The organism is Aestuariivirga sp. (assembly GCF_020252405.1).
GTDB lineage: Bacteria > Pseudomonadota > Alphaproteobacteria > Rhizobiales > Aestuariivirgaceae > Aestuariivirga.
On sequence record NZ_JADCDA010000030.1, the window covers coordinates 23305 to 46781 of the forward strand.

At 67.5% G+C, this 23477-nt stretch carries 22 protein-coding genes; 13 read left to right on the plus strand and 9 right to left on the minus strand.

Translation table 11 applies throughout. The features are described 5' to 3' along the window. The first annotated feature begins 17 nt into the window (after positions 1–17). The 11 genes from IOC69_RS05670 (at position 18) to IOC69_RS05720 (ending at position 9717) form a co-directional block, all read left to right on the plus strand. Positions 18–1091: an FAD-binding oxidoreductase gene (locus IOC69_RS05670; protein WP_290542568.1), complete on the plus strand. Its 1074-nt coding sequence runs from the start codon at positions 18–20 to the stop codon at positions 1089–1091. After that, a complete protein-coding gene (locus tag IOC69_RS05675) occupies positions 1088–1894 on the plus strand; it encodes an HAD-IIB family hydrolase (protein WP_366935500.1) in 807 nt (268 codons plus the stop codon). The genes IOC69_RS05670 and IOC69_RS05675 overlap by 4 nt, the downstream gene beginning before the upstream one ends. Continuing rightward, positions 1887–2945, plus strand: coding sequence for an AbrB family transcriptional regulator (locus IOC69_RS05680; protein WP_290542569.1), 1059 nt, complete (start codon positions 1887–1889; stop codon positions 2943–2945). The genes IOC69_RS05675 and IOC69_RS05680 overlap by 8 nt, the downstream gene beginning before the upstream one ends. Continuing rightward, positions 2945–3709: a sterol desaturase family protein gene (locus IOC69_RS05685; RefSeq protein WP_290542570.1), complete on the plus strand. Its 765-nt coding sequence runs from the start codon at positions 2945–2947 to the stop codon at positions 3707–3709. Before IOC69_RS05680 ends, IOC69_RS05685 begins: the two co-directional genes overlap by 1 nt. A 20-nt stretch (positions 3710–3729) precedes the next feature. Then, on the plus strand, positions 3730–4500 hold the full coding sequence (locus tag IOC69_RS05690) for an SDR family oxidoreductase (protein ID WP_290542571.1): 771 nt from the start codon (positions 3730–3732) through the stop codon (positions 4498–4500). Between the two features lie 82 nt (positions 4501–4582). After that, positions 4583–4831 (plus strand): Ada metal-binding domain-containing protein, encoded by a 249-nt coding sequence (locus tag IOC69_RS05695; RefSeq protein ID WP_290542572.1) that lies wholly within the window; start codon positions 4583–4585, stop codon positions 4829–4831. Then, on the plus strand, positions 4818–4985 hold the full coding sequence (locus IOC69_RS05700) for a hypothetical protein (protein ID WP_290542573.1): 168 nt from the start codon (positions 4818–4820) through the stop codon (positions 4983–4985). Before IOC69_RS05695 ends, IOC69_RS05700 begins: the two co-directional genes overlap by 14 nt. Before the next feature lie 484 nt (positions 4986–5469). Then, positions 5470–7269, plus strand: a complete 1800-nt coding sequence (locus IOC69_RS05705; protein WP_290542574.1) for a fatty acyl-AMP ligase — start codon at positions 5470–5472, stop codon at positions 7267–7269. Between the two features lie 28 nt (positions 7270–7297). Then, positions 7298–8269, plus strand: a complete 972-nt coding sequence (locus IOC69_RS05710; protein ID WP_290542575.1) for an NAD(P)-dependent oxidoreductase — start codon at positions 7298–7300, stop codon at positions 8267–8269. Continuing rightward, positions 8266–8505 (plus strand): acyl carrier protein, encoded by a 240-nt coding sequence (locus IOC69_RS05715; protein ID WP_290542576.1) that lies wholly within the window; start codon positions 8266–8268, stop codon positions 8503–8505. The genes IOC69_RS05710 and IOC69_RS05715 overlap by 4 nt, the downstream gene beginning before the upstream one ends. Positions 8506–8508: 3 nt before the next feature. Continuing rightward, positions 8509–9717 carry an aminotransferase class I/II-fold pyridoxal phosphate-dependent enzyme gene (locus tag IOC69_RS05720; RefSeq protein WP_290542577.1) on the plus strand — a complete coding sequence of 403 codons (1209 nt, stop codon included), beginning with the start codon at positions 8509–8511 and terminating at the stop codon, positions 9715–9717. A 113-nt stretch (positions 9718–9830) separates the two neighbouring features. Here IOC69_RS05720 and IOC69_RS05725 read toward each other — a convergent pair whose 3' ends face one another. From IOC69_RS05725 to IOC69_RS05745, 5 genes are all read right to left on the minus strand, one after another. Continuing rightward, entirely contained in the window at positions 9831–10799 is a 969-nt protein-coding gene (locus IOC69_RS05725) for a diacylglycerol kinase family protein (RefSeq protein ID WP_290542578.1), read from the minus strand. Further along, on the minus strand, positions 10796–11872 hold the full coding sequence (locus tag IOC69_RS05730) for an LptF/LptG family permease (protein WP_290542579.1): 1077 nt from the start codon (positions 11870–11872) through the stop codon (positions 10796–10798). Before IOC69_RS05730 ends, IOC69_RS05725 begins: the two co-directional genes overlap by 4 nt. Continuing rightward, positions 11869–13089, minus strand: a complete 1221-nt coding sequence (locus IOC69_RS05735) for an LptF/LptG family permease (RefSeq protein WP_290542580.1) — start codon at positions 13087–13089, stop codon at positions 11869–11871. The genes IOC69_RS05730 and IOC69_RS05735 overlap by 4 nt, the downstream gene beginning before the upstream one ends. Positions 13090–13251: 162 nt before the next feature. Then, positions 13252–14187 carry a metallophosphoesterase gene (locus IOC69_RS05740; RefSeq protein ID WP_290542581.1) on the minus strand — a complete coding sequence of 312 codons (936 nt, stop codon included), beginning with the start codon at positions 14185–14187 and terminating at the stop codon, positions 13252–13254. A gap of 56 nt (positions 14188–14243) precedes the next feature. After that, the gene (locus tag IOC69_RS05745) at positions 14244–15386 is read right to left on the minus strand and encodes a dATP pyrophosphohydrolase (protein ID WP_290542582.1); all 1143 of its coding nucleotides are present in this window, start codon (positions 15384–15386) and stop codon (positions 14244–14246) included. A 128-nt stretch (positions 15387–15514) separates the two neighbouring features. On the opposite strand from IOC69_RS05745, the gene IOC69_RS05750 reads away from it, so the two are divergent. After that, positions 15515–15994, plus strand: coding sequence for an NUDIX domain-containing protein (locus IOC69_RS05750; RefSeq protein WP_290542583.1), 480 nt, complete (start codon positions 15515–15517; stop codon positions 15992–15994). Positions 15995–16219: 225 nt separating this feature from the next. Further along, entirely contained in the window at positions 16220–16783 is a 564-nt protein-coding gene (locus IOC69_RS05755) for a GNAT family N-acetyltransferase (RefSeq protein WP_290542584.1), read from the plus strand. On the opposite strand, the gene IOC69_RS05760 is transcribed toward IOC69_RS05755, so the two are convergent. From IOC69_RS05760 to IOC69_RS05775, 4 genes are read right to left on the minus strand one after another with little or no spacing between them, the layout of a single operon-like run. Next, on the minus strand, positions 16724–18781 hold the full coding sequence (locus IOC69_RS05760; RefSeq protein WP_290542599.1) for a hypothetical protein: 2058 nt from the start codon (positions 18779–18781) through the stop codon (positions 16724–16726). The genes IOC69_RS05755 and IOC69_RS05760 overlap by 60 nt on opposite strands. After that, a complete protein-coding gene (locus IOC69_RS05765) occupies positions 18781–21561 on the minus strand; it encodes a DUF4159 domain-containing protein (RefSeq protein WP_290542585.1) in 2781 nt (926 codons plus the stop codon). Before IOC69_RS05765 ends, IOC69_RS05760 begins: the two co-directional genes overlap by 1 nt. Further along, entirely contained in the window at positions 21558–22436 is an 879-nt protein-coding gene (locus tag IOC69_RS05770; protein WP_290542586.1) for a DUF58 domain-containing protein, read from the minus strand. The genes IOC69_RS05765 and IOC69_RS05770 overlap by 4 nt, the downstream gene beginning before the upstream one ends. Positions 22437–22440: 4 nt before the next feature. Beyond that, on the minus strand, positions 22441–23439 hold the full coding sequence (locus IOC69_RS05775; protein ID WP_290542587.1) for a MoxR family ATPase: 999 nt from the start codon (positions 23437–23439) through the stop codon (positions 22441–22443). Between the last annotated feature and the right edge of the window lie 38 nt (positions 23440–23477).

The following is a 23477-nucleotide window of genomic DNA, read 5'->3' on the forward strand; positions in this document are numbered from 1 at the left end:
GGCGGGGGAGGGAAGCAATGGCCAAGCGGGTCATCGTCATCGGGTCGGGCATCATCGGGGCGTCGATTGCCTGGCATCTGGCGAAGGCCGGGGCGGAGGTGACGGTGATCGAGGCGGGCGGGACGGGTGGCCTGGCCACGAGGGCGAGCTGGGCCTGGATCAACGCGAGCTGGGGGAACCCCGAGCCCTATTTCCGCCTGCGCCTCCGCTCGATCGATCACTGGCACAGGATGCAATCGGAGATCGGTGGGCTTGCCATCAACTGGTGCGGCGGGCTTATCTGGGATCTGCCGCCCGCGGAACTCGATGCCCATGCCGCAGAACGCGCGCAATGGGGCCAGCCGCTGAGAAGGCTGCGGCGGGAGGAAATCCATGCCGTCGAGCCGAACCTCAGGCAGCTTCCCGATTACGGCTACTTCGCTGCCGGCGAGGGCATGCTGGAGCCGCTTGCCACCGCCCGGACGCTGCTGTCCGCCGCCAGTGCCGCGGGTGCGGATGTGATCTCCGGCATGCCGGTGAAGTGGCTGGCGGAGGAGCATGGCAGGGTCACCGGCGTGATGACCGACGAGGGCGTGATCCACGCCGACGAGACAGTGGTGGCGGCGGGAGCGAACACGGCCCAGCTGCTCGACAGCGTGGGGATCACCCTGAGGATGAGTGCGCCGGCCGGTCTCCTCTCCCATTCCAAACCCGCTCCGAAACTGCTGAACGGCCTCGTCATGACTCCCGGCCTCCATATCCGCCAGACGGCGGAGGGGCGAATCGTGGCGGGCGCCGACTTCGCCGGAGCAGACCCCGAGGGCAATGCGGAAGCGCTCGCCGCAGACCTGCAGGCAAAGGTCGGGGCGATGGTCGAGGGGGCGGAGGGGCTGGGCCTCGCCTTTTTCACCGTCGGCTACCGGCCCACCCCGGCGGATGGCTTCTCCGCCATCGGCCGGCCGCACGGCAAGAACGGGCTCTATCTCGTCGTCACCCACTCGGGCGTGACGCTGGCAGCAGCCCTCGGCCTGTTCGCGGCGCAGGAACTGCTCAACGGCACGCGCGACCCTCTGCTTGCCACCTTCTCGCCCGACCGGCCCAGCCTCGCATGACCATGCAGCCCCTCGCACAGGCCCCGCGCGCCCTTCTCGCTGGCGTGAAGGCGGTGCTCACGGACATCGACGACACGCTCACCCTTCATGGCAGGCTTCCGGCGGAAGCCTTTGATGCATTGTGGAAATTGCGGCGCGCCGGCATCAAGGTCGTGCCCATCACGGGAAGGCCCGCCGGCTGGTGCGACCTGATCGCGCGGCAATGGCCGGTCGATGGCGTGGTGGGCGAGAATGGCGCCTTGTCTTTCCGCTATGACGAGGCGGCGAAAAAGATGATCCGCGTCTATGCGCAGCCCCCCGAGCTGCGGCGCGCCAACAGCAAGACACTCTGGAAGATCGCCGATCAGGTGCTGGCGGATTTTCCCGGCACGGCGATCGCCTCCGACCAGGCCTATCGCGAGATCGACGTGGTGATCGACTTCCGCGAGGACGTGCCGCCGCTGCCGCTGGCCACCGCGCAGAAGATCGCCGAGGCATTCCACGCCGAGGGGGCCGCGGCGAAGGTTTCGTCCATCCACGTGAATGCCTGGTTCGGTGCGCATGACAAGCTCACCATGAGCAGGAGGTTCCTCGCCGAATCCCTTGATATCAGGATTGAAACGGATTTGAACCACATCGCCTACTGCGGTGACTCGCCCAATGACGCGCCGATGTTCGCGGTGTTCCCGCTGGGGATTGGCGTGGCCAATATCAGGCCCTATGCGAAGCTGATGGCGCATCTGCCGAACTATGTGACGCAGGGCGAGGGAGGCCACGGCTTCGCCGAATTCGTGGATGCCGTGTTGAAGGCGCGCCATGCGTGACACGGCCGCTGGCCTGCTGATCGGCGCCGCCGGCGGACTGGCCTTCTGGCTTCTCGGCATTCCAGCGCCGTGGCTGGCGGGCAGCATGATGGCGGCGATTGCCGCCGTCTTCGCGCAGGTGAGGATCGGCATGCCGGACTGGCTGCGCGCCGTGGCCTTCATCTTTCTCGGCATCCAGACCGGCACGGCGGTGTCCTGGGATACGTTGGACCGGGCCATACACTGGCCGGTCTCCATCGCTTTCCTCTGCCTGACGGTGGTTGCCGTCACCTGGGCCGGCATGGCCTATTACATCCGGCGGCATGATTGGGATGTGCCCACCGCGCTGTTCGCCAGCCTGCCCGGGGCGCTGTCACTCACCCTGCTGCTGGCAAGCAGCACCACGGCCGATATGCGGCGGGTCACCATCGCGCAATGCATAAGGCTGTTCTTCCTCGTGGCGGCTTTGCCGACCGTCATCACCTGGCTGAGGCCGCCGGGGGATCACCTCACGATGTCGCTCGCCCAGATCGGCGGGGTGTGGGACATCCTGTTGCTGGTCGTCGTGTCGGCCGCGGCGGGCTATGCGCTCGAATGGCTGAAGGCGCCGGCGGGGCTGATGCTGGGGCCGATGCTGGCAAGCGCCGGGCTGGAGCTTTCCGGACTGGTCGCGGGCGCCGCGCCGATGTCCGTCCTGATTCCAGCAAATGTCGTCCTGGGTGTCATGATCGGGGCGCGCTTTTCGCATTTCACTCTGGCCGAGTTCCGTGCGGCGCTCGTCGAAGGATTCTCCGGCTTCGTCATCGCGCTGGCGATCGCCATGGCGGGGGCGGCGGTGGCGGCCTGGTTCTCCAACCTTCCCTTCGCGCTCACCTTGCTGGCCTTCTCGCCGGGAGGTCTGGATGCCATGACCATCATGGCCTTTTCGCTGAACCTCGACCCTGCCTATGTGGGCGCCCATCAGATGGCGCGCTATATCGGGCTTGCCCTGTTCATGCCGGCGGCCACGGCCTATGTGCTGAAACGCATGGGGGCCTGTGGAAGCCAGGCAGCAAAGGTGGAAGAAGGTTGATGGAACAGCTCTCCGGATTGCTCGCCTTTAAGGTCGCCGCGGTGCTGGGCTGGCTCGTGCTGCTGCTGGCGCTGGAGCGGATGTTTCCGCTGGCGAAGGTGGTGGGGGGATTCCGCCGGGTGGCGAAGAACCTCTCGCTCGCCGGGTTCAACGCGCTGCTGTCGCCCTTGATCGTGGTGCCGGTGTCAGCTTTCGCGGCCTCGCATGCGCTGGGCTGGCGGCCCCCGTGGTGGGGCGGCTGGACGGGACTCGCCCTCGACATCCTCGTGCTCGACCTGTGGATTTACTGGTGGCACCGGGCGAACCATGAATGGCCGCTGCTGTGGCGCTTCCATGAAGTTCATCATCTGGATGAGTTTCTCGATGCAAGTTCAGCGCTGCGCTTTCATTTCGGCGAGGTGCTGATGTCGTCGCTGGCGCGGGCGGGGGTGATCCTGCTGCTCGGCATTCCGCTGCTGAGTGTGGTGGTGTTCGAGACGCTGCTGGCCTTCAACACCCTGTTCCACCATTCGGATGTGAGGCTGCCGCCGAAGCTGGAGCGCGCGCTGTCATGGATCATCGTCACGCCGTCGATCCACTGGGTGCACCATCATGCGGTCCGGCGGGATACGGATTCGAATTATGCCGCGCTGCTCTCCGTCTGGGACCGTCTGTTCGCCAGCCGCAGCCCGACGGTGCGGACGCCGGAGATGCCGGTCGGCGCGGAAGGGCTGAAGGACCGGGGCTTTGCGGGATTGCTCGCCAGACCCTTCGAAGAGCGGTAGGGTAAAGGGAGGGGTGAGACATGGCGGAATGGACCAAGCGATTTTCACTCGAAGGCCGCCGTGCGCTGGTGACCGGGGCCACCAAGGGCATCGGCTTCGAGACCTGCCGCGTGCTGGCGGATGCGGGCGCTGACATTGCCGCCGTGGGGCGCGACGCGGCGGGGCTTGCCGCGGTGAAGAAAGAGGTGGAGGCGCTGGGCCGCCGCTGCGTTGCCATTTCGGCCGATCTTGCAACCGTCGAGGGCCCGAAGGACGCGGCGCGCCAGGCGCTCGACGCCTTCGGCGCCATCGACATTCTCGTCAACAATGCCGGAGTGACCTCCATCAAGTCGATCATCGACACGCCGGTCGAGGACTGGGAGTGGCTCAACCACGTGAACCTGCGCGCCCCCTTCCTGCTCGCCCAGGCGCTGGCGCCGAAGATGATCGAACAGCGCATGGGCAAGGTGATCAACATCTCTTCCCAGTCGGGTGTTGCGGCACTGGACGACCATGCGGCCTACAGCGCCTCCAAGGGCGGGCTCAATATGCTGACCAAGGCGATGACGGTGGAATGGGCGAAGCACAATGTGCAGTCCAACTCGATCTGCCCCACGGTGATCCTCACCCCCATGGGCGAGATGGTGTGGGGCGACCCCGCCAAGGGCGGCCCGATGAAGGCCAAAATCCCCGCCGGCCGCTTCGGGCGGACGACCGAGGTGGCGGACCTTATCCTGTTCCTCGCCTCCTCCGCCTCCGACATGATCACCGGCCAGGTGATCCTGCTCGATGGCGGCTTCACCGCGCAATAGCGGAAAACGGGTGGCGCTGCCGGCCCGCACCGGCCAAGACAAGCCAGCCCACACAAGGCTGCGAAGCAAGGAGTGACATACGATGAACGTTTCCCCCTATCGAACAGACGACGCGCGCTGGCAGGCAGTTGCGGACCGCGACCGCGCTGCCGACGGGCTGTTCTGGTGCGGCGTGGTGACCACGGGGATCTATTGCCGGCCCCAGTGCGCCGGGCGGCCGAAGCGCCAGAACGTGAGGTTTTTCGACACACGGGAGGCGGCCCGCGCGGCAGGCCTCAGGGCCTGCAAGCGCTGCCACCCGGACCGGGGGAGCGATCATGGCCAGCGCTGAGCTCACCGCCCGCCTCGACCAGCTGCGCAACGAGGTATCGGCGATGCTCGACAAACCCAAAGCCGAGCTCAGCCCGAAGCAGAAGACAGCGCTGAAGGAGATTTCGCAATTGCTGTCGGAAGCGGCCGACGAGGCGGAGGAGGCCGGGCTCTAATCCTCCGCGCTGCTGCCGGGGGACCCGCCGCAGCTGTGGCGGGACCTGACCACCCAGGTCGTGATGGAGCCTGACCGCCGCACCTACCGCCTGCCGCGGGACAGGCAGGACAGCCGCGACATTCTGTTCGAAGGAGTTGACCGCGGGCAGGCGGCGGAAGCCATCCGCCGTCACATGGCGCATCGCCCCGTGGCGCGCGAACGCTGCGGCGCAATACAGTTTGGCGGCGCCCGTTCTGGCCTGGGTTTCAGGCGTTGCGCTCGGGGCCTTGGCACTGGTTGCCGCGGCGCTCTATCGTGGTGTTATAAGACATTGATTCTTTTCGGCTAATGTCATTCATCCGCCGTTCGTTACAAACTGAAACAACATTTGATTTCCCCGGACTCATCACCGCTGTTACGAAAAATTACCGGTTTCGGGCGGGAACTTCGTGGTGTGGACGGCTTCGCGGCAAGTATTCAGGGATTGGCAAGGTAGTGATTGCATGCAGAGTGCTTTGAAGCGGATCACTGACGCCGGAACGGCCGGATCGGTTACGCCGTCCTCAAACCGCAGCCTTCCCCAGAATCTCGCCGGCTTCGGCACGCTTGCCGAAGGGCTGGATTACGCCGCCAGGGGCGTCACCGGCTTCAATTTCTATTCTCCGCGCGGCCAGCTGCAGGGCGTGCTGCCCTATGCCGAGCTGCGCCGCCAGGCGGTCTCCACGGCGCGCAAGCTGCTTTCGCTCGGCCTCAGGCGCGGCGACCGTGTTGCGGTCGTCGCCGAGACGGGGCCTGAGTTCATGGCGGTTTTCTTCGGCTGCCAGTATGCCGGCCTCATTGCCTGCCCGATTCCCTTCACCATGTATATCGGCGGCAGGGACAGCTACGTCGGCCGTGTGGCCGGCATGCTCGCCGCGGCCAAGGTCCAGACCGTGGTGACGGGCGAAGACCTGCTCGGCCACATCAGCGAGGGTGCGGCCCGTGCGGGTGCGCGCCGCGTGCTGACCCATGCCGAACTCCAGGCGCTGCCCGAAGCCGCCGCCAAGCTCGAGCCTTTCAGGGTGGATGAAGACGCCTATATCCAGTATTCCTCGGGATCGACGTCAAGCCCCAAGGGCGTGCTGATCTCGCAGCAGGCCATCATGTCCAATACGCGCGGCATTCTGCGCGACGGCATGCGCATCACCCCCGAGGATCGCGCCTTCTCCTGGCTGCCGCTGTATCACGACATGGGTCTTGTCGGCTTCTGCCTGTCGGCCGCCATGGGGCAGGTAAGCGTGGATTTTCTCGCCACTGCGTCCTTCGCGCGCCGCCCGGCCCTGTGGCTGAAGCTGATGTCGGACAACAAGTCGACCATCACCTATTCGCCGAGCTTCGGCTATGACCTTGCCGCCCGCCGGATCAATGGCGAGGCGGTGACGCTGGACCTGTCGCATCTGCGCATTGCCGGCATCGGCGGCGACATGGTGCGCGCCGACGTGCTGGAAGGCTTCGCGGCGCATCTCTCCGTCGCCGGCTTCCGTCCGGAGGCCTTCCTGCCGAGCTATGGCATGGCCGAGACGACGCTGGCAATTTCCGTTGTCGATCCCGGCAAGGCGATCCGCATCGACACGATCGACCGCCACGCGCTGAAGCATGAAGGCCGCGCCGTCCCCTCCCAGGGCCCATCGGCGCGCAGCTTCGTGGCGTGCGGCCGCCCGATGCCGGGATCGGCCGTCGAGATCCGCGACGGGCGCGGCAATGTTCTGGGCGCGCGCGCCGTGGGCCGCATCTTCGTCAACTCCCCGAGCCGGATGACGGGCTATTACCATAATGACGAGGCCACCGCCGCAGTCGTCGGCCAGGACGGTTTCCTCGACACCGGTGACATGGGCTACTGGCTTGACGGCGAGATCGTGATCACCGGCCGCGCCAAGGACTTGATCCTGCATAATGGCCGCAATATCTGGCCGCAGGATATCGAATGGGCCGCCGAGCAGATCGAACCGCTGCGCGATGGCGATGTCGCCGCCTTCGCCGTGGAGAATGACGCGGGCGAGGATGAGGTCACCGTGCTGGTGCAGTGCCGCATGCAGGACAAGGCCTTGATCGAGGCTCTGCGCCATGATGTGTCCGCCGTCGTGCACCGTTCCGCCGGCGTTGAATGCAAGGTGGTGATGGTGCCGCCGAAGAGCCTGCCCTTCACCTCCTCCGGCAAGCTGTCCCGCGCCGCCGCCAAGCAGAAGTTCCTTTCGGGCGAGATTGCCGAATTGTCCGTGCTGAGGCCGGCCGCCGATCTGGACCGAGTCGGGGCCGTTCACTGAGGCGGGCGTGCCCGCCGCGCCGGAATTCATGAGCAAGACAATCGCCATAACCGGCGCCACGGGCTTTGCCGGGCGGCACGCCGTGACCGAGCTTCTGCAGCGCGCCCACCGCCTGCGCGCGCTGGTGCGCAACCCGGAAACGGCGGGGCTGCCCGCCGCCGTGGAGACGGTGCAGGGCGATCTCGCCGACGCAGGCGCCCTGGCGCGGCTGACGGCGGGGGCGGATGGCGTGGTCCATCTCGCCGGTGCGCTCGCCGCACTGAGCCGCGCGGACTATTTCAAGGTCAACGAACAGGGCACGCGGGCGCTGGTCCACGCTGTGCAGGAGGCGGGCGTTTCCCGCTTCGTCCATATCTCCTCGCTCGCCGCCAGCCAGCCGCAGCTTTCGGCCTATGCCGCCAGCAAGCGGGCAGGCGAGGAGATCGTGCTTGCCCGCATGGCGGCTCTCAATGCCATTATCATCCGCCCGCCCGCCGTCTATGGGCCGGGCGACAAGGGCACGCTGCCGCTGATCAGGGAACTGACCAGGCCCGTGGCCGCCATTCCGGGGATTGCCTCCGCGCGCTTTTCGCTGATCCATGGGCGCGACCTCGCCCGCCTGATCGCGCTGGTCGTGGAGGGCGGGGCGCAGGGCCTGCACGAGGTGAGCGACGGCAGGCAGGGCGGCTATGGCTGGGCGGACCTGATCCGCACTGCGTCCGCCTTCCGTGGCGGCCCGGTGCGGGCCATTTTCCTGCCGCGGGCCGTGCCGGCCGCCGTCGCCCATGTGGCGGAAGGCCTGGCGCGCCTCACCGGCAAGCCGGGCATGGTGAACCGCGGCAAGATCGCCGAGCTCTACCACCCTGACTGGGTGGCGCATCCGGGCGGCCTGTCGCTTCCCGATCCCACGCCCTTCGACACGGGATTTGCCGAAACCGTGACCTGGTACCGCAAGGCCGGGTGGTTGCCTCGGGGGCGCGGCGCCGATAGAAGGACCGCCAGTTCAAGGACGTTTCAATGACCGACACCGTCTCCCAGCTCTGCACGCTGCTCGAACCTTTCAACACCAATGGCGCGGCGCTCTCTGCCGCGACCGACATCTCGACCGACCTCAACATCGACTCCGTCACCGTCATGGACTTCGTGATGGAGGTGGAGGATCATTTCGACATCGAAATTCCGCTCAACGTGCTGTCGGAAACCCGCACCGTCGCCGACCTCGCCAGGGTCGTCGAGGCGCGAACCGGGAAGGGTTAAGGCATGGACCTGCTCGCCAAGCTCGAAGCGATTGCCCAACGCCACGCCCGCATGAAGGCGCTGGGCGGCGACGCCGTCGGCGTGGTGAACGAGAAGATGCTCTCGCCCACCCGCGCGCTGATCAACGGCCGCGAGACCATTCTTGCGGGCACCAACAACTACATGGGCATCACCTTCGACGCCGAGTGCATCGCCGCGGGCCAGAAGGCGCTGGCCGAATACGGCACCGGCACCACCGGCTCGCGCATCGCCAACGGTTCCTTTGCGCTTCACAAACAGCTCGAAGCCGAGTTCGCGGCATTCCTCGGCCGCAGGCACTGCATCGTCTTCACCACCGGCTATCAGGCGAACCTCGGCATGATGTCGGGCCTCGCGGGCCCGCGCGACACGATCTACCTCGACGCCGACTCGCACAGCTCGATCTATGACGGCTGCACGCTGTCGGGCGCCAAGCTGGTGCGTTTCCGCCACAATGACGCGGCCGATCTCGACAAGCGGCTGTCGCGCGCGGAGGAGGATGAAGGCGGAAAGCTCGTGGTGCTCGAAGGCATCTATTCCATGATGGGCGACCGCGCGCCGCTGGCCGATTTCATCGCGGTGAAGAAGAAGCACGGCTTCCAGCTGCTCGTCGACGAGGCGCACAGCTTCGGCGTGCTGGGTCCCCATGGCCGCGGCTTGGCGGACGAGGCGGGGCTCGAGAAGGAGGTGGACTTCGTGGTCGGCACCTTCTCGAAGAGCGTTGGCGCCATCGGCGGTTTCGGCGCGGGCGATCACCCTTATTTCGAATACCTGCGTTTTGCGATGCGGCCCTATATGTTCACGGCCTCCTCATCCCCGGCCTCGGTCGCCACCTCGATCGCGGCGGTCCGCAAGCTGGCGGCCGAGCCGCAGCGCAGGAAGCGCCTGGCGGAGAACTCGGCGCGGCTGTTCGAGGGCTTCAGGGCGCTGGGCCTCGAACTGGGCTGCGGCGAGGCGAGCCCCGTCGTCGCGGTGCGCTGCCCCGACGAGCCCTCGACGATCGCCATGTGGAATGCGCTGCTGAGGGCCGGCGTCTATGTCAACATCGCATTGCCCCCGGGCACGCCCAACAAGCTCTGCCTGCTGCGCTGCTCGGTGTCCGCCGCGCACAGCGACGCCGACCTCGACCGCATCATCGAACTCTTCGGCGACGTGGTGGCGCAGGGCCATGGCAGGAAGGTGGCAAACGGGTAGGTCCGCTCCATGATCGCTTCTCTCATTCATCATACCCGGGCTTGTCCCGGGTAGCCTTTTTGGCGGGCGACAAAAGATCGCCGGGACGAGCCCGGCGATGATGAGGGGGGAGACTAACCCCTGATGAAAGTGAAGAGCGGCCCCGTCTCCAGCCGCAGCGGTTCGCCTGCCGGCGGCGGAAAGAACTCGCCGTCGATGACGAACATCGAATCGGAGGCGACCTCCAGCGCCCCGGCGCAGAAGCTCACCGTGCCCGGAGGCTTGGCGCCGGTTTCGCCGCCATACATCACCGGCAGGATCCAGCGCAGCACCGGTGGAACGGGGTAGGGAATGGCCGTTGTCCGGATCGGCCCGGTCTTGCCGCCCCAGAAGGGGTGGCAGTTGAGCAGCAGCGTGTCGAGCGTCGTGGACATCTGGAGCAGCTGAGGGCCTTGCGTCATAAGGCGCCCGCCGGCGGCAACGGAAATCGCATAGGGGCGGTCGAAGCGTTCCGCGTCATCGGCGCGGGGCGCTGCGAAGAGATACTTGCCCACCGCGGCCAGCAGCGTCTTGGCCGCCGCCCACTGGCCCTTCACGCCCCGGTCGTTGAGCGCCTGCTGGCAGTGCTGTGTCGCCACCGCGATGGCGCCGGCGCCCACGAACATGCCGTGCCGCACCTTGCCGTCGCCGGGATTGGCGCAGCGGATGGTGTTGCGCGTGACCAGCGCTGTGGCATTGAGGTTGCGCACGAAATCCGACTGCGCGGCAATCGAGTGGCTGCGGAAGCCCAGGTCGTTGGCGCTGAGATTGGTGGTGCCATGCGGCAGGAGGCAGATGCGGGGCAGCCCCCGGAATTCGCCGCGCTCGGCGATCAGGGTCAGGATTTCCTGGGCCGTGCCGTCGCCGGAGCTGATGAACAGGTCCGTCACCCCGTCCTGCGCCATGCGGCCGATCGCGTCTTCAAGGTGCTCGAAACGATCAAGCAGGCAGAGCGATATGCCGGGGTCGCCGCGCAGCCTCCCGGCCAGCGCCTGGCCCTTTCCGTTGCCACGGCCGGCATGGGGATTGATAATCACCCCCGCATGGCGCGGACCCGCCGTCACACCGTCTCCGACCGGAGCGTCATGACCACGGCCAGCGAGCCGAAAGCGAGGATCGGCAGCCAGGCGGCGAGCCATGGCTTGACGAAGCCGAGTTCGCCCATGGTGAGCGCTATTCCGTCGACGATGAAGTAGACGAAGCCGAGGCCCACCCCCACCGCGAAGAGCGCGCCCAGCCCGCCGCCGCGGCGGAAGCGCGTGGCCAGCGGAATGCACAGCCCCATCATCAGCAGGCCGGAAAAGAACAGCGAAATGCGCTTGTTGGCCCAGGTCTCATAGACCCAGACGGGGCGGATGCCGAAGCCCTGGTTGTCGATGAAGTAGAAGAGTTCCGTCAGCGCCATGTCCTCCGGCGCGCCGGAGCGCGCACCGGCCTGCGCCGGTTTCATGTTGCCGGAATAGACGAGGGCCTCCAGCCGCGACGGCTGAAGATTGTCGCGGTAGTAGATGAGCACGTCGGACAGCGTCCAGCGGCCGTCCGCGAGTTTGGCGCTCCTGGCGTAGATCTGTTCGCGCAGCAGGCCCTGACCGTCGCGCCGGAAAATGATGACGTTGTCGAGCTTGGTCGAGTCGGCGTTGGCGCCGGCGGCGCGCAGAATGTCCGGCCCGGCGCGCATCCAGATCGGGTCCTTCTCGCCCATCTTCAGCTTCTCCGCGCCATAGTCGCCGATGCCCCAGTCGCGCAGCTGCGGCGTGGTGGCGGGAATGGCGGTGTCCGTCAGCACGAAATTGATGCCGCCCGCCAGGAAGGCGAGCGGCAGCAGCATGACGATGAGGCGCGCCGGCGACACGCCCGCCGCCCACATCGCCGCCATTTCATTTCGGTAGCTCAGTTCGGTGAGGCTCAGCAGCATGGCGAGCAGCATGGAAATGCTCATGTAGTTCACCAGCACCGCGGGCGCGCGGTAGAGCATGTATTGCAGCAGGATCGTCATGTCATTGGGGCGCAGCGCCTGCAGGTCCCTGGCGTTGGTGAGCACGTCCAGCGACAGAACGAAGAAGGAGATGCCGAGAAGAATGCCGAAGAAACGGATCGCCACCATGCGGTTCAGCATCCAGCCGAGGATTTTCATCATGCCGGGGATCCCCATCCGAGGCGGCGCACCAGGTTGTCGCGCAGGTTCCGGAGGACGTCCCCCGCCCGGTCGATGACAGCACTCACCGGGTCGTTGCGCAGCGTGAAGCAGGCGGAAATGTAGCGCCAGCCGGCGAACAGCGCCAGCAGCAGGCACGGCAGCCACATGGTGACCAGCGGCGATGCGATGCCCTTGTTGGCAAGCGCCGCGCCCTGGTGGATGATCTCGTTGTAGACGACGATCAGCACCAGCGCGACGCCGGTGCGGAAGCCTCGCGCGCTGCGCCGGAGGCCCACCGCGAAGGGAATGGCGAGATAGGGCAGGATGAGAATGCTCACCGCTGTCACCAGACGCTCGCTGAGTTCGGAATTGACATTCTCGCGGCTGGCCCTGGGCGGCGGATTGTCCAGCGCGGAAACGAGTTCGGGAAGCGTCAGCTCGCGCTCGTCCCCGCCGCGCGGACGAAAGATATCCTTCGAAATACGGCCGAGCGGCGTGTCGGCGAGGGCGAACTCCGTCGCCTCGCCGATGGCCGGTTCGGCGGCGCCGACATCGGGCGCTGTCTTGAAGGTGAGGCGGTGGCCATCCTCGAGGTGGAGCGTGGGGCGCTGGCCCGCCGGACTCTCGAGCAGCCGGCCGCGCGAGGCGGTGACGGTGTCGGAGCCGCTGGCGCCCTTGTTCTCGTAGATGAAGACGTGTTCGAAGGAATTGGCGGCGCGGTTGAGCTTGTCGATGATGAATGTGCGGCCGCCCGCCTGCATGAACACGCCTTCCTCGGCGAGGTAGAACACCTCGACGTTCTGCACGTCGAAGACCACCGAGCGGTAGGCATAGCGGGCATGGGGCTGGAGCCAGCCCATGATGACGAGCGAGATCAGGCTGATGGCCACGCCCATCAGGATCACCGGCCGCGCCATGCGGTTGAGGCCGATGCCGGAGGCCATGTAGGCGTCGGTTTCGGAATTGGCCGACATCTTGCCGAAGCCCAGCAGCAGGCCGAGGAAGAGCGCGGCGGGCAACGCCGTGCCGAGATAGTGCGGCACGAGATAGGCCAGCATCTCGAACACCACGGAAAAGGAGTTCTTCTTGCCCAGCGTCGTGTCGAGCAGCCGCACCATGCGGTCGGCCAGCAGCATCAGCAAGCCGATCACCAGCGCCCCGGCTAAGGGCAGCGACACCTGCCGCATGACGTGCCTGTCGACGATGGGGAGCAGCAAGGTGTTTTCAGCTTCCGGAGGGGAGGGTACTCAGTAACCCGTGCAATCTAGAGCAGGCTTCGGTTCAATGGAATCGAAACCTGCCCTGTCTCTTTGTCTGGTCGCATTTTCGACGGTCAACCCGTGTCCACCTGACCTGAAAATGCTTTAGCCATGCCAGCTTCAGTAAGGAAGGGCGAATTCTCTGAGCGGAACCACCTCCCGGCTGGCCGGGTCATAGCCGCGGACCGAAACGTCGATCTGCCATTTTCCCGCCTGGCGCTGGATGCGGCAGAGGTTCCAGGCGGCCGGCGGTTGGCGGCGGTCCCGGGCCACCGAGGCGGAGGGCGCGCCCAGCACATGCACCATGCCGAAACGGGAAAGGAAGCTGTTGGTCATGTGCTTATGGTTGTGGCCGTGCAGCACCAGTTCCGCACCGTGTTCCTCCAGCACGGCGCGCAGCAGGCTTGCGTCGATCAGCGCCCTGCGCGGTTGGGCGAGGCCGGGGAGCGGCGGATGGTGGATCATCACCACGCGGGCATAACCGCGTTCGCGCAGGTCGTGCAGCAGCTGGGCAAGCGACTTCAGCTGCGTGCCGCCAAGCTCACCCGCGGCGCGGTGCAGCGGCTGCGGCACGCCGGTCGACAGGCCGATCAGCGCCACGTTGCGCCGGAGGCGCACATAGGGGAAGGGCGTCATGATCTGCGGAGTCGTCTGCGTGAGGTTCACCCGCATGTCGCCCCGCATATAGGGCTCGAGGTGCGAGAGGCCGTGCGTCCAGGCCATGCGCACATAGCAGTCATGGTTGCCCGGCACGAAGCTGATCCAGTCGGCCCCGCCGAAGGCCTTCATCCAGCGTTCGGCGGCGGCGAACTCCGCGGGCGCCGCCACATTCACAATATCGCCCGTCAGGGCAACGTGGTCAGGCGCGGTGCGCACGATATTGGCGGCAATGGCCAGCGCCACGGCGGGGCTGTGCACGCGCTGCCGCGTGAGGCGCCAGTTTATCACGCCGATGGCGCGCTTGAGGGCAAAATGACGGTGCGCCGCGCCCGCCGGCAGGGGCCCGAGATGCAGGTCGGAGAGATGGGCGAGCGTGAACACGGAAACGGCGGACATCCGGCTGACGGACAAAGGCGAGGGCGCAGCGCTCCGCTGCTTGAAGCGGATAGCGCCTAACCGATTAACTTCTCATAAATCCGGTAGGTCTTGTAGGGTCGCCCGCCGAAGCTCTCGATCATGCGGCGCATCGGCATGTTGTCCTCGAGGATCCACGAGGCCTCGGCGCGCCCCGTGCCGCGGCCCACGTGATAGGACCAGACCCGCGCGATCGCCGCCATGCCCAGAACCGCCCCCAGCGCAGTGCCGTGGTACTTCCGGCGCAGCCCCATCAGCGGCATGCGCACGGACCGGGGTGGCCTGGAGAACAGCTGCCAGGCCAGTCTGGCCCAGCCGAAAGGCAGCAGCCGGCCATGCAGACCGGCGATCCATTCGTTGACGTTCGGGAGCGTGATGGCCATGGCTGCCGGCTCGCCCTTGTATTCGGCGATCGCGATGTAGTCGCCGGCCACCAGCATCTTGAGATTGTTGGCGAGCGCCGTCATCTCCTCCTCGGTCCAGGGCACGAAACCCCAGTTGCCGGACCAGGCATCGTTGGCGATGGAGACGATGATCCGCAGTTCCCTCATCAGCTGCCTCTTGTCCAGCGGGCGCAGCACCACGCCGGGGTCGGCCATCGCCTTGTCATAGGCCGACCGGAGGGCGCGCGGCATGCCGCCCTGATCGATGAAGTCATAGGCCATCACGTCCTTGGCCTTTGCGAAGCCCGCCTCTTCGAGTCGCCGTCCGTAATAGGAAAGGGCGTGGCCCATCAGCACCGAGGGCGGCGTGTCGAAGCCTTCGATCAGCAGGCCCGTCTCGTCGTTGATCGAGAAACTGAACGGACCCTGGATGGCCGTGGCGCCGCGCTGCTTCAGCCAGGCCGCCGCCGCATCGAGCAGCGCGGCGAACACCGCCGGATCGTCCTCCGCTTCGAGAAAGCCGAACTGCCCGACGCCATCCTGATAGTGTTCGCCGCGCAGGCGGCAGAGCTGCGCCGAGATGCGGCCCACCGGCCTGCCGCCGCGCAGCGCGGTGAACAGCTCAACCTCGGCATGGCGGTAATAGGGATTCTTCTTCGGATCGAGATGCTCAAGGCGCTCCAGATAGAGCGGCGCAACCCAGTTGGGGTCTCCGGCATAAAGCGCAAACGGCAGGTCGAGGAAGGTCCTGAGATCTTCCTTGCCGCGGACTGGGCGCACGGTGACGGACGGGGTCATCTCCGGAGGCTTAACAAGCGCCACCATGGAACTCAAGCCTGGCGGGCGGCGCGCCATATCAAAAGCTGGAGCATGATCTTATCGCAAAAGTGGTTCCACTTTTGCGGATCATACTCTAACCACACGCAATGTCCGGGCGACTGAAGCGCGTGGCGTTCCGCGCCGTGAAACCTTTCCTGCGCGCCGTCTACCGCCAGACGCGGGGCATGACGCTGGGGACGCGCGTTGTGGTGCTCAGGGAACAGGCGGGCGAGGTGCTGCTGGTGCGCCACGGCTATGCACCGGGCTGGCTGCTGCCGGGCGGCGGCGTGGAGCGCGGCGAGGCGCTGGCGCAGTCGGCGCTGCGCGAGGTGCGCGAGGAGGCGGGAATCCTGGCCGAGGAGCAGCCGGTGCTGCATGGCATTTTCCTGAACGATGCCCAGTTCAGGGGCGATCATGTGGCCTGTTATGTGCTCCGCCGCTTCCGGGAGGAGGGCTTCACGCCCAATGGCGAAATCGCCGAGGCGCGCTTCTTTCCGCTCGCGGCGTTGCCCGATGGCACGACTCCGGGCACCCGCCGCCGCCTGCGCGAGGTGCTGGAGGGAGCGCCGGTTCCGCCCACATGGTGAGGCGGCCCCGGCGTGAAACATTTTACGCCGCCTTGACGTTCCGTCCGCTGCAAGCTATGCGCGGAACATGGCCATGAGATGCCTCATCAGCCTGCGACGACGAGCCCGCGCCACGCGCGCGCCCGATTGAACGCGTCCGGTCATCCCTTCCCCGCATGAGGCGAAAGTCCCGCGCTCCGGGGTCCCGGGCGCCCTTTTCAGCCCTGATCGCCCGAGAGACCAGCCATGTGCGGCCCCATCGCCCTTTACGACACCACTCCCGCTGATCATGATCCGGTCGAGCACCTGCTCGACCTCGCCTTCGGCTCAAGCCGGCGCGGCAAAACATCCTATCGCCTGCGCGAGGCCAACAGCCCGGTTCCCGGCCTGTCGCTGGTGACGCGGGATGACGGCGTGGGCATTTCCGGCACCATCAGCTTCTGGCCGCTGGAGATCGGTGATGAGCGGTCGCCCGCCCTGCTGCTGGGTCCGCTCGCCGTGCACCCGGACCGGCAGGGGCTGGGCATCGGCCTGGCGCTGATGCGCGAGGGGCTGGCGCGGGCAAGGGCGCAGGGCCACGGCCTCGTGCTGCTGGTGGGGGACGAGCCCTATTATGCCAGGGTGGGCTTCGCCAAACTCCCCGACGGGCTGATCGGCCTGCCGGGACCGGTGGACCCCAGGCGCTTCCTCTATCTGGAACTCATGCCGGGGGCGCTCGCGGGTGTATGCGGCCTGGCGCAGGCCCCTCGCTCAGCGGCCCTCGCGGTGCCACATGCCGCCCAGGACCATAAGCAGCGCTGCGAGGCTTAGCAGTGTTGAGAACAGCGGCGTGTCGGACACTGCCTGCACGCGGTAGCTGTCATTGGCGCGCAGGCCGATCCAGCCGGAGCCCGCCATCTGGCGCCCGGCCGCGAGTTTGACAAGCCGCGGCATGCCGTCCTCCAGCCAGCTTGCGCCGCCGCCGGTGGCTTCGACGACGGGGGCGAGCACCGCGGTGGTGGCCAGCAGGCTCGACATTTCCCGCGCATCGGCATTGCCGGTGGCGGCCACCGCCACCAGCTTGCCGTCGGAAAGGCGGTGCAGGCCCGCCTCGGTGACGGGCAGAGAGCCCTGGAACCGGCCGGGCGAAACCTGGCGCAGCATCACGGTTTCGGTCTTGCCGGAGGGCAGCGTCACCGCGACGGGCATGGCGCTGCCGCCCATGGTGCGGCGCTCGATCACCAGGTTGTTGCGCTGCTGCCTCGCGGTCAGCGCTTCCTCCTCAAGGTCCGGCTCCTTCATCAGCCAGTGGGCGAGGCGGCGCAGCAGCTCGGTCTGCGGGCCGCCGCCCTCGAAACCGCGCGCCCACAACCAGCCCTGATCGGACAGAAGCTGCGCCACGCGGCCCTTATCCTGGCGTGACAGCACCAGCAGCGGTTTGCCGTCAGGACCCGACATGACGGTTTCGCCGGCCGGCGCCGTGGTGGTGTCGACCAGACGGAACCAGCGGCCCCAGCTTGGGGTGTCGCCTGCGGACTGCGGCAGGTCCTTGGTGACGGGGTGCTTCTGGCCCTGGCCGGTGAGCATCGGCGTGAACGGCTTTTCGACCACTTCGCCCGTCGGCGCCGCCGCCATGATGTCGGAAAGCGGTGTGGAGTAGAGGCCGTCCTCCGCCGCGAGGTCGGGGCCGGATGCGATCAACACCGCGCCGCCGTTCCTGACATATTGCGCGATGTTGAACATATAGGCTTCGGGCAGCACCGACTGGCTGCGGTAGCGGTCGAAGATCACCAGATCGAACTGGTCGAGCTTGTCGACGAAAAGCTCACGCGTCGGGAAGGCGATGAGGGCCAGTTCCCTGGTGGGCGTGCCGTCCTGTTTCTCCGGCGGGCGCAGAATGGTGAAGTGCACGAGATCGACCGAGGCATCGGCCTTCAGCAGGTTGCGCCAGCTGCGCTCGCCCGGGTGCGGCTCGCCCGAGACCAGAAGCACACGCAGCCGGTCGCGCACCCCCTCGATGACGGCGACGGCGCGGTTGTTCTGCAGCGAGATCTCGCCGTCGAGCGGAGGGGCTGCGATCTCCACGATGTTCTCGCCGGCATGCCCGATGGTGACCGGCGCCTCGATGGTCTCGCCCGGCGTCACGTCGATGGTGACCGGCTGCCCGCCGCCGACCGTCACGCTCACCGGCACGGGCTGGCCGGGGCCGTTCGCCTCCTCGAGACGGAAGGCGATGGTCTGCTGCTGGCCCACCATGCCGAAGCGCGGCGCTTTTTCGACGAGGATGCGGCGGTCCTTTTCCGACTTCGAGCCGGTGATGAGCGCATGCAGCGGGCCGCCGATGCCGCTCCTCGCCGGAACCTGCGGGGCATCGTGCACCTGGCCGTCGGTGATCATGACGGCGCCGGCGAAGCGGCTGGGCGGAATGTCGGCCAGCGCGCGGTTCAGCACGTCAAAGGCGCGGGTGCCCTGATCCTCGCCGCCGCCCGGCTTCACCTCGACGGTGCGCAGCTCTGTGTTGGGCAAGCGCGCCACGGCCTGCTTCAGCGCATCGAGAGCTGCCTCGGTGCGCGCGATGCGCGCGCCGCTCTGCTGGCTCAGCGACCGGTCGACGACAGCCACGGCAATGTCGGGCAAAGGCTGGCGCTCCTCGCTGCGGATCACCGGATTGGCGAGGGCGGCAACGAGCAGCGCAAGCGAGAGGGCGCGCAGCAGCGTGCCCCGCGCGCGGCGCGCGGCAAGTGCGGCCAGCAGGGCAAGCCCGATGGCGCCAGCGGCCGCGATCACGGCCCAGGGCAGTTCCGGGGCAAAGGAGAGGGTCCAGTCCATCACTGCCCCAGCCTTTCGAGAAGGTCGGGCACATGCACCTGGTCGGCCTTGTAATTGCCGGTCAGCGCATACATCACGATGTTGATGCCGGTGCGGAAGGCGAATTCGCGCTGCCGGTCAGTGCCGGGCACCGCGGCGTAGAGCGGGTCGCCGTTCACATCCATGGCCCAGGCCGCGGCATAGTCGTTGGAGCCGATGATGATGCCGCTCACGCCATCGGTGTTGCCCATGGCGGCGCCTTCGCTGTCGGAGCGCTCCACCCACAGTCTGCCGCCGTCATAGCGACCGGGGAAGCGGTCGAGGAGGTAAAAGCTCTTGGTCAGCACATGCGACGGCGGCACGGGTTCGAGCGGCGGAATGTCGAGCTTGTCGAGGATGCGGCGCAAGGCCTCGGACGACGCGGCAGCGCCGCCCGCCAGCGCGTCCGCCGCGGCGCCATCCTCGCGCAGGTCGAAGAAAATGGTGCCGCCGCCCTTCATGTAGGCGTCCATCCTGGCGAGTGCGGCGTCCGACGGCGCGGTGGCCCCGGCGCGCACCGGCCAGTAGAGCAGCGGGAAGAAGACAAGCTCGTCATTCTCGATGTCAATGCCGATCGGATCGCCGACATTGACCGAGGTGCGTTCGCGCAGCACTTCGCCCAGGCCCTTGAGGCCTTCCTCGCTGATGCCGTCGATCCCGGAATCGCCGGACTTCACATAGGCGAGCCTTGTCTCCAGCGCATTCTGCATGGCGAAGTCGCCGGCCGCTTGCGCGTGGCCCGGCGCGTGCTGCGAGGCGGCGAGCAGCGCCAGAGCCAGCATGCCGGTGACGGCGGCGCGGCCGTGGCGCAGACGGGCGAAGCCGCCGATCAGCAGCGTGGCGAAACAGTCGAGCAGGAAAGCCAGCATGGCGAGCGCGAAGGCATATGGCGCAAGCGGCAGGGCAGGCAGCGGTTCCAGCGCGCGCAGTACGATGCCTGGGGGAAGACCTGCCACGGGGGTCAGGGCCGTGCCGCTGCGCGTGATGTTGATGGTGCGCTCCTGCGTTCCGCGCCGGTAGAGGCCGGGCGGCGTTGCCGGGGTGGGAACCGCCTTATCCATCTCCGCCAGCGGAATTGACCGGGCATCGGGCGGCGGATCGGAAAGATCGCCAAAGCCGTCGAGCGTCAGGGCGGGAACGAAAGCCAGCGAATCCGCGGTGGCGGCCGTGTCGCTTTCGGTGGCGGGTGCGTTGAGCACGCGAAGCAGCATATCGACGAACAGTCCGGATGTGGCAAGGTTCGACCAGTCGGCATTGGCGGTGGTGTGAAACAGCACGATCATGCCCTTGCCCTGCTTTCGCGCGGTGACGAGGGGCGTGCCGTCGCCGAGACTTGCCCAAACCCTGCTGCTGAGCTCGGCATCGGGCTCGGCCAGCACCTGGCGGTTCACCCTCACCGATGGGTCCGTCGCAAGGCCGGCGAAGGGGCTGGTGTCGGGGAAGGGCTGCATGGGCTGCGGCGTCTCCCAGCTGAGCGCGCTGCCCAGCGCGCGGTCGCCCTCGCGCAGCGTGACCGGCAGAAGATCGTCCTGCGCGGCGGCGAAGCGCGGTCCGGCGAAGCGGACAAGAAGACCGCCCTTGTTGACCCAATTCGAGATCAGCTCCCGCTGCCCGCCGGGCAAAACGCCGATGTCGGCCAGCACCAGCATGGACAGGCCGCGATCGGTCAAATCCTTGAGGGGGCCGGCGCCTGCCGGCTCCTCCACATCGGCAAAGGGGGCCAGTGCGCGTGACACGTAATAGAGCGGATCGAGCAGCAGCGTGGCATTTTCCGACGATGCGCCGGACATCAGGCCCACCGTCTTCCTGCGCCAGCGGTCATCCATGAGATAGACCGCGGCGGCGTTGCGCTCGTCCCTCACCGCGATGCGGCTCACTTCGTTGCGCAGTTCCGCCGGAAGTTCGATGGCACCACCGGCCGAGGTGGCGCCGGAGGCGAATTTCAGCGTGACGTCGCCGAAGCTGCGGCCATTGCCGGCGGTGGCGGCGACCGACACGGACTGAGCCCCACCGCCGGGCGCACGCAGCACGCTGACCTTGATGTTGCCGCCCTCGAAGAGCGGCGTTGCCTGCGCCACGGGAAGCTGCGCTCCGGACGGCAGGATCGCCTCGACCGAGGCGGCGCCCCTCGCAAGCTTCTGCAGGCCGGCGGCAAAATCCTTGGCCTTGCCGTCGTCGATGCCGTCAGAGATCCAGATCACCCGCAGCCCATCCTGCTGGCCGAAAGCGGCATCAAGACGCGGCAGCAGTTCCATGCGGTCCGGGTCGAAGGCGCGCGGCTGAAGTGCCGCGGCGCGCGGCTTCACGCCGGCGGCGGCCTTCGGTTCCAGCGCCGGGGCGCGCAGGACGGGCGTGGTGGTGACGAGCGTCACCGGCGCGCCTCTGGCGGCGGCATCGCCGAGCACCTCGGCCATCACCGCGAGGCGCTTGTCCCAGGCCTTGGCCGCCGCCCAGCCGTCATCGACGATCAGCAGCACCGGCGTGGCCGTCAGCGTCCCGATGCGGCCCGGCGCATAAATCGGCTGCGACACGCCAATGATGACGAGGGCGGCAAGCGCAAGCCGCAGGAGGAGCAGCCACCACGGCGTCTTGTCCGGCTGTTCCTCACGGTTGCGCAGGCCCAGCAGCAGGCGGATCGCCGGGAAGCGCACCGTCTCGGGCCGCGGCGGCGTGAAGCGCAGGAGCCACCAGATCACCGGCAGCAGCAGCAGTGCGGCAAGCGCCAGCGGCGTGGCGAAGGTGAGGGCGCTGAGCATGCTCATCGGCCTGCCTCGCCGGAGATCAGCGCATGCAGCGCCAGCAGGGTGCCGGTGGGCGGCTCATCCGTGCGGTGGATGAGGAAGCTCCAGCCGATGCGCCGGCAGAGTTCCCTGAGCGCCGCGCGATGCTCCGCGAGCTTCCGCGCATAGGCCTCGCGCAGCGTCTCGGCCCTGGACGAAAGAAACTTGAGCGGCCCCGACATCCCGTGGAATTCGACGCGGCCGGAATAGGGCAGCGTCTCCTCCGCCGGATCGACCACCTGCACGAGGTGGCCCCTGACGCCCGCTTCGGCAAGCGGCGTGATGGCGCGTGCGATGTCCTCTACCGGCTCGAGGAAGTCGCCCGCCAGCACGGCGCCCGAGAAGCGCGGCATGCGGGTGAGGCCCGGCAGTGCGGAGCCCTCCGCCGTCATGAACCATTGGGCGAGCTTGATGAGCTGCGCCCGCGTGTGGTCAGGCGCGTGGGGCGACCCCAGCGCGCTCACCCGCTCGCTCGCCCGCACCGCGAGCGAGGCGATGGCAAGCGCCAGGAGCTGCGCGCGCTCGCGCTTCGTCACCCGGGCGAGGTGCGACTTGAAAGTCATCGAAACCGACGGCGATGACCAGACCCACAGCGTGTTGGCCGCCTCCCACTCGTTCTCGCGAATATAGACATGGGTCGATCGCGCCGACTTGTGCCAGTCGATGCGCTGGGTGGAATCGCCGAAGCTGTAATGGCGGTATTGCCAGAAGCTCTCGCCGGGTCCGGCGCGCCTGCGCCCATGCTCGCCCAGGATCACCGTCGCGGCGATGCGCTCCGCCTCCACCAGCAGGGGCGGCAGCGCGCGCGCCTGGGCCGCGGCGCGGTCGGCAAGGGTGAGAGCCGGGGCGTTGGACATCGGCTCAGGCGATGAGGCCGGAGAGCCGCCCGATGGCGCCGTCGATGGTGTGGCCGTCGGCACGGGCCGTGAAGTTCAGCGCCATGCGGTGGCGGAACACCGGGCCCATCAGCGCCGCGACGTCGTCCAGCGACGGCGAAAGCCGGCCCTGCAGCATGGCCCGCGCGCGCGCGCCGAGCATGAGCGCCTGGCTGGCGCGCGGCGACGGGCCCCAGGCGACGTTGCGGTTCACGTAATCGTCGGCATCGGGACCGGGGCGCGCGGCGCGGACCACCCGCAGGATCGCGTCCGCCACCTGCTCGCCCACCGGAATGAGGCGCGTCAGCCGCTGGGCATTCAGCAGTTCCGTGGTCGAAAGCACCGTCCCGGCCTCCGCCTCGGTGGCGCCCGTGGTGGCAAACAGCATGCGGCGCTCGGCCTCAAGCGAAGGGTAGGGCACGTCGATCTGGACGAGGAAGCGGTCAAGCTGCGCCTCGGGCAGCGGATAGGTGCCTTCCTGCTCGATCGGGTTCTGCGTGGCGAGCACGTGGAAGGGCCGCGGCAGGTCATGGCGCTGGCCGGCCACCGTCACGTGGTGCTCCTGCATGGCCTGCAGCAGGGCCGACTGGGTGCGCGGCGAGGCGCGGTTGATCTCGTCCGCCATCATCAGCTGGCAGAACACGGGGCCCTTCAGGAAGCGGAACTGGCGGCGGCCCGTCTCGTCCTCGTCCAGCACCTCGGAGCCCACGATGTCGGCCGGCATCAGGTCGGGCGTGAACTGCACGCGCTTTTCGTTGAGGCCCAGAACGCGGCCCAGCGTGGCGGCGAGCTTGGTCTTGGCAAGCCCGGGGGCGCCCACCAGAAGCGCATGGCCACCGCCGAGGATGGCGATCAGCACCTGCTCGATCACCTCGTCCTGCCCGAAGATCACCCGGCCGATGGCGTGCCGGACCTTGCCCAGCCGTTCGGCGGCGGCCTCAAGCTCGGAGACGATCTGGTGGTCTGCTTCGTTGATGCTGGCCATGGAACTCACTATCATATGCATGCGAAGCCGGCAGGGTC

Bases quoted from the DNA above. Each gene is read 5' to 3' on its own strand.
- IOC69_RS05670 (WP_290542568.1), top strand. From the start codon at position 18: ATGGCCAAGCGGGTCATCGTCATCGGGTCGGGCATCATCGGGGCGTCG.
- IOC69_RS05675 (WP_366935500.1), top strand. From the start codon at position 1,088: ATGACCATGCAGCCCCTCGCACAGGCCCCGCGCGCCCTTCTCGCTGGC.
- IOC69_RS05680 (WP_290542569.1), top strand. From the start codon at position 1,887: ATGCGTGACACGGCCGCTGGCCTGCTGATCGGCGCCGCCGGCGGACTG.
- IOC69_RS05685 (WP_290542570.1), top strand. From the start codon at position 2,945: ATGGAACAGCTCTCCGGATTGCTCGCCTTTAAGGTCGCCGCGGTGCTG.
- IOC69_RS05690 (WP_290542571.1), top strand. From the start codon at position 3,730: ATGGCGGAATGGACCAAGCGATTTTCACTCGAAGGCCGCCGTGCGCTG.
- IOC69_RS05695 (WP_290542572.1), top strand. From the start codon at position 4,583: ATGAACGTTTCCCCCTATCGAACAGACGACGCGCGCTGGCAGGCAGTT.
- IOC69_RS05700 (WP_290542573.1), top strand. From the start codon at position 4,818: ATGGCCAGCGCTGAGCTCACCGCCCGCCTCGACCAGCTGCGCAACGAG.
- IOC69_RS05705 (WP_290542574.1), top strand. From the start codon at position 5,470: ATGCAGAGTGCTTTGAAGCGGATCACTGACGCCGGAACGGCCGGATCG.
- IOC69_RS05710 (WP_290542575.1), top strand. From the start codon at position 7,298: ATGAGCAAGACAATCGCCATAACCGGCGCCACGGGCTTTGCCGGGCGG.
- IOC69_RS05715 (WP_290542576.1), top strand. From the start codon at position 8,266: ATGACCGACACCGTCTCCCAGCTCTGCACGCTGCTCGAACCTTTCAAC.
- IOC69_RS05720 (WP_290542577.1), top strand. From the start codon at position 8,509: ATGGACCTGCTCGCCAAGCTCGAAGCGATTGCCCAACGCCACGCCCGC.
- IOC69_RS05730 (WP_290542579.1), bottom strand. From the start codon at position 11,872: ATGATGAAAATCCTCGGCTGGATGCTGAACCGCATGGTGGCGATCCGT.
- IOC69_RS05740 (WP_290542581.1), bottom strand. From the start codon at position 14,187: ATGTCCGCCGTTTCCGTGTTCACGCTCGCCCATCTCTCCGACCTGCAT.
- IOC69_RS05745 (WP_290542582.1), bottom strand. From the start codon at position 15,386: ATGACCCCGTCCGTCACCGTGCGCCCAGTCCGCGGCAAGGAAGATCTC.
- IOC69_RS05750 (WP_290542583.1), top strand. From the start codon at position 15,515: ATGTCCGGGCGACTGAAGCGCGTGGCGTTCCGCGCCGTGAAACCTTTC.
- IOC69_RS05755 (WP_290542584.1), top strand. From the start codon at position 16,220: ATGTGCGGCCCCATCGCCCTTTACGACACCACTCCCGCTGATCATGAT.
- IOC69_RS05760 (WP_290542599.1), bottom strand. From the start codon at position 18,781: ATGGACTGGACCCTCTCCTTTGCCCCGGAACTGCCCTGGGCCGTGATC.
- IOC69_RS05765 (WP_290542585.1), bottom strand. From the start codon at position 21,561: ATGAGCATGCTCAGCGCCCTCACCTTCGCCACGCCGCTGGCGCTTGCC.
- IOC69_RS05770 (WP_290542586.1), bottom strand. From the start codon at position 22,436: ATGTCCAACGCCCCGGCTCTCACCCTTGCCGACCGCGCCGCGGCCCAG.
- IOC69_RS05775 (WP_290542587.1), bottom strand. From the start codon at position 23,439: ATGGCCAGCATCAACGAAGCAGACCACCAGATCGTCTCCGAGCTTGAG.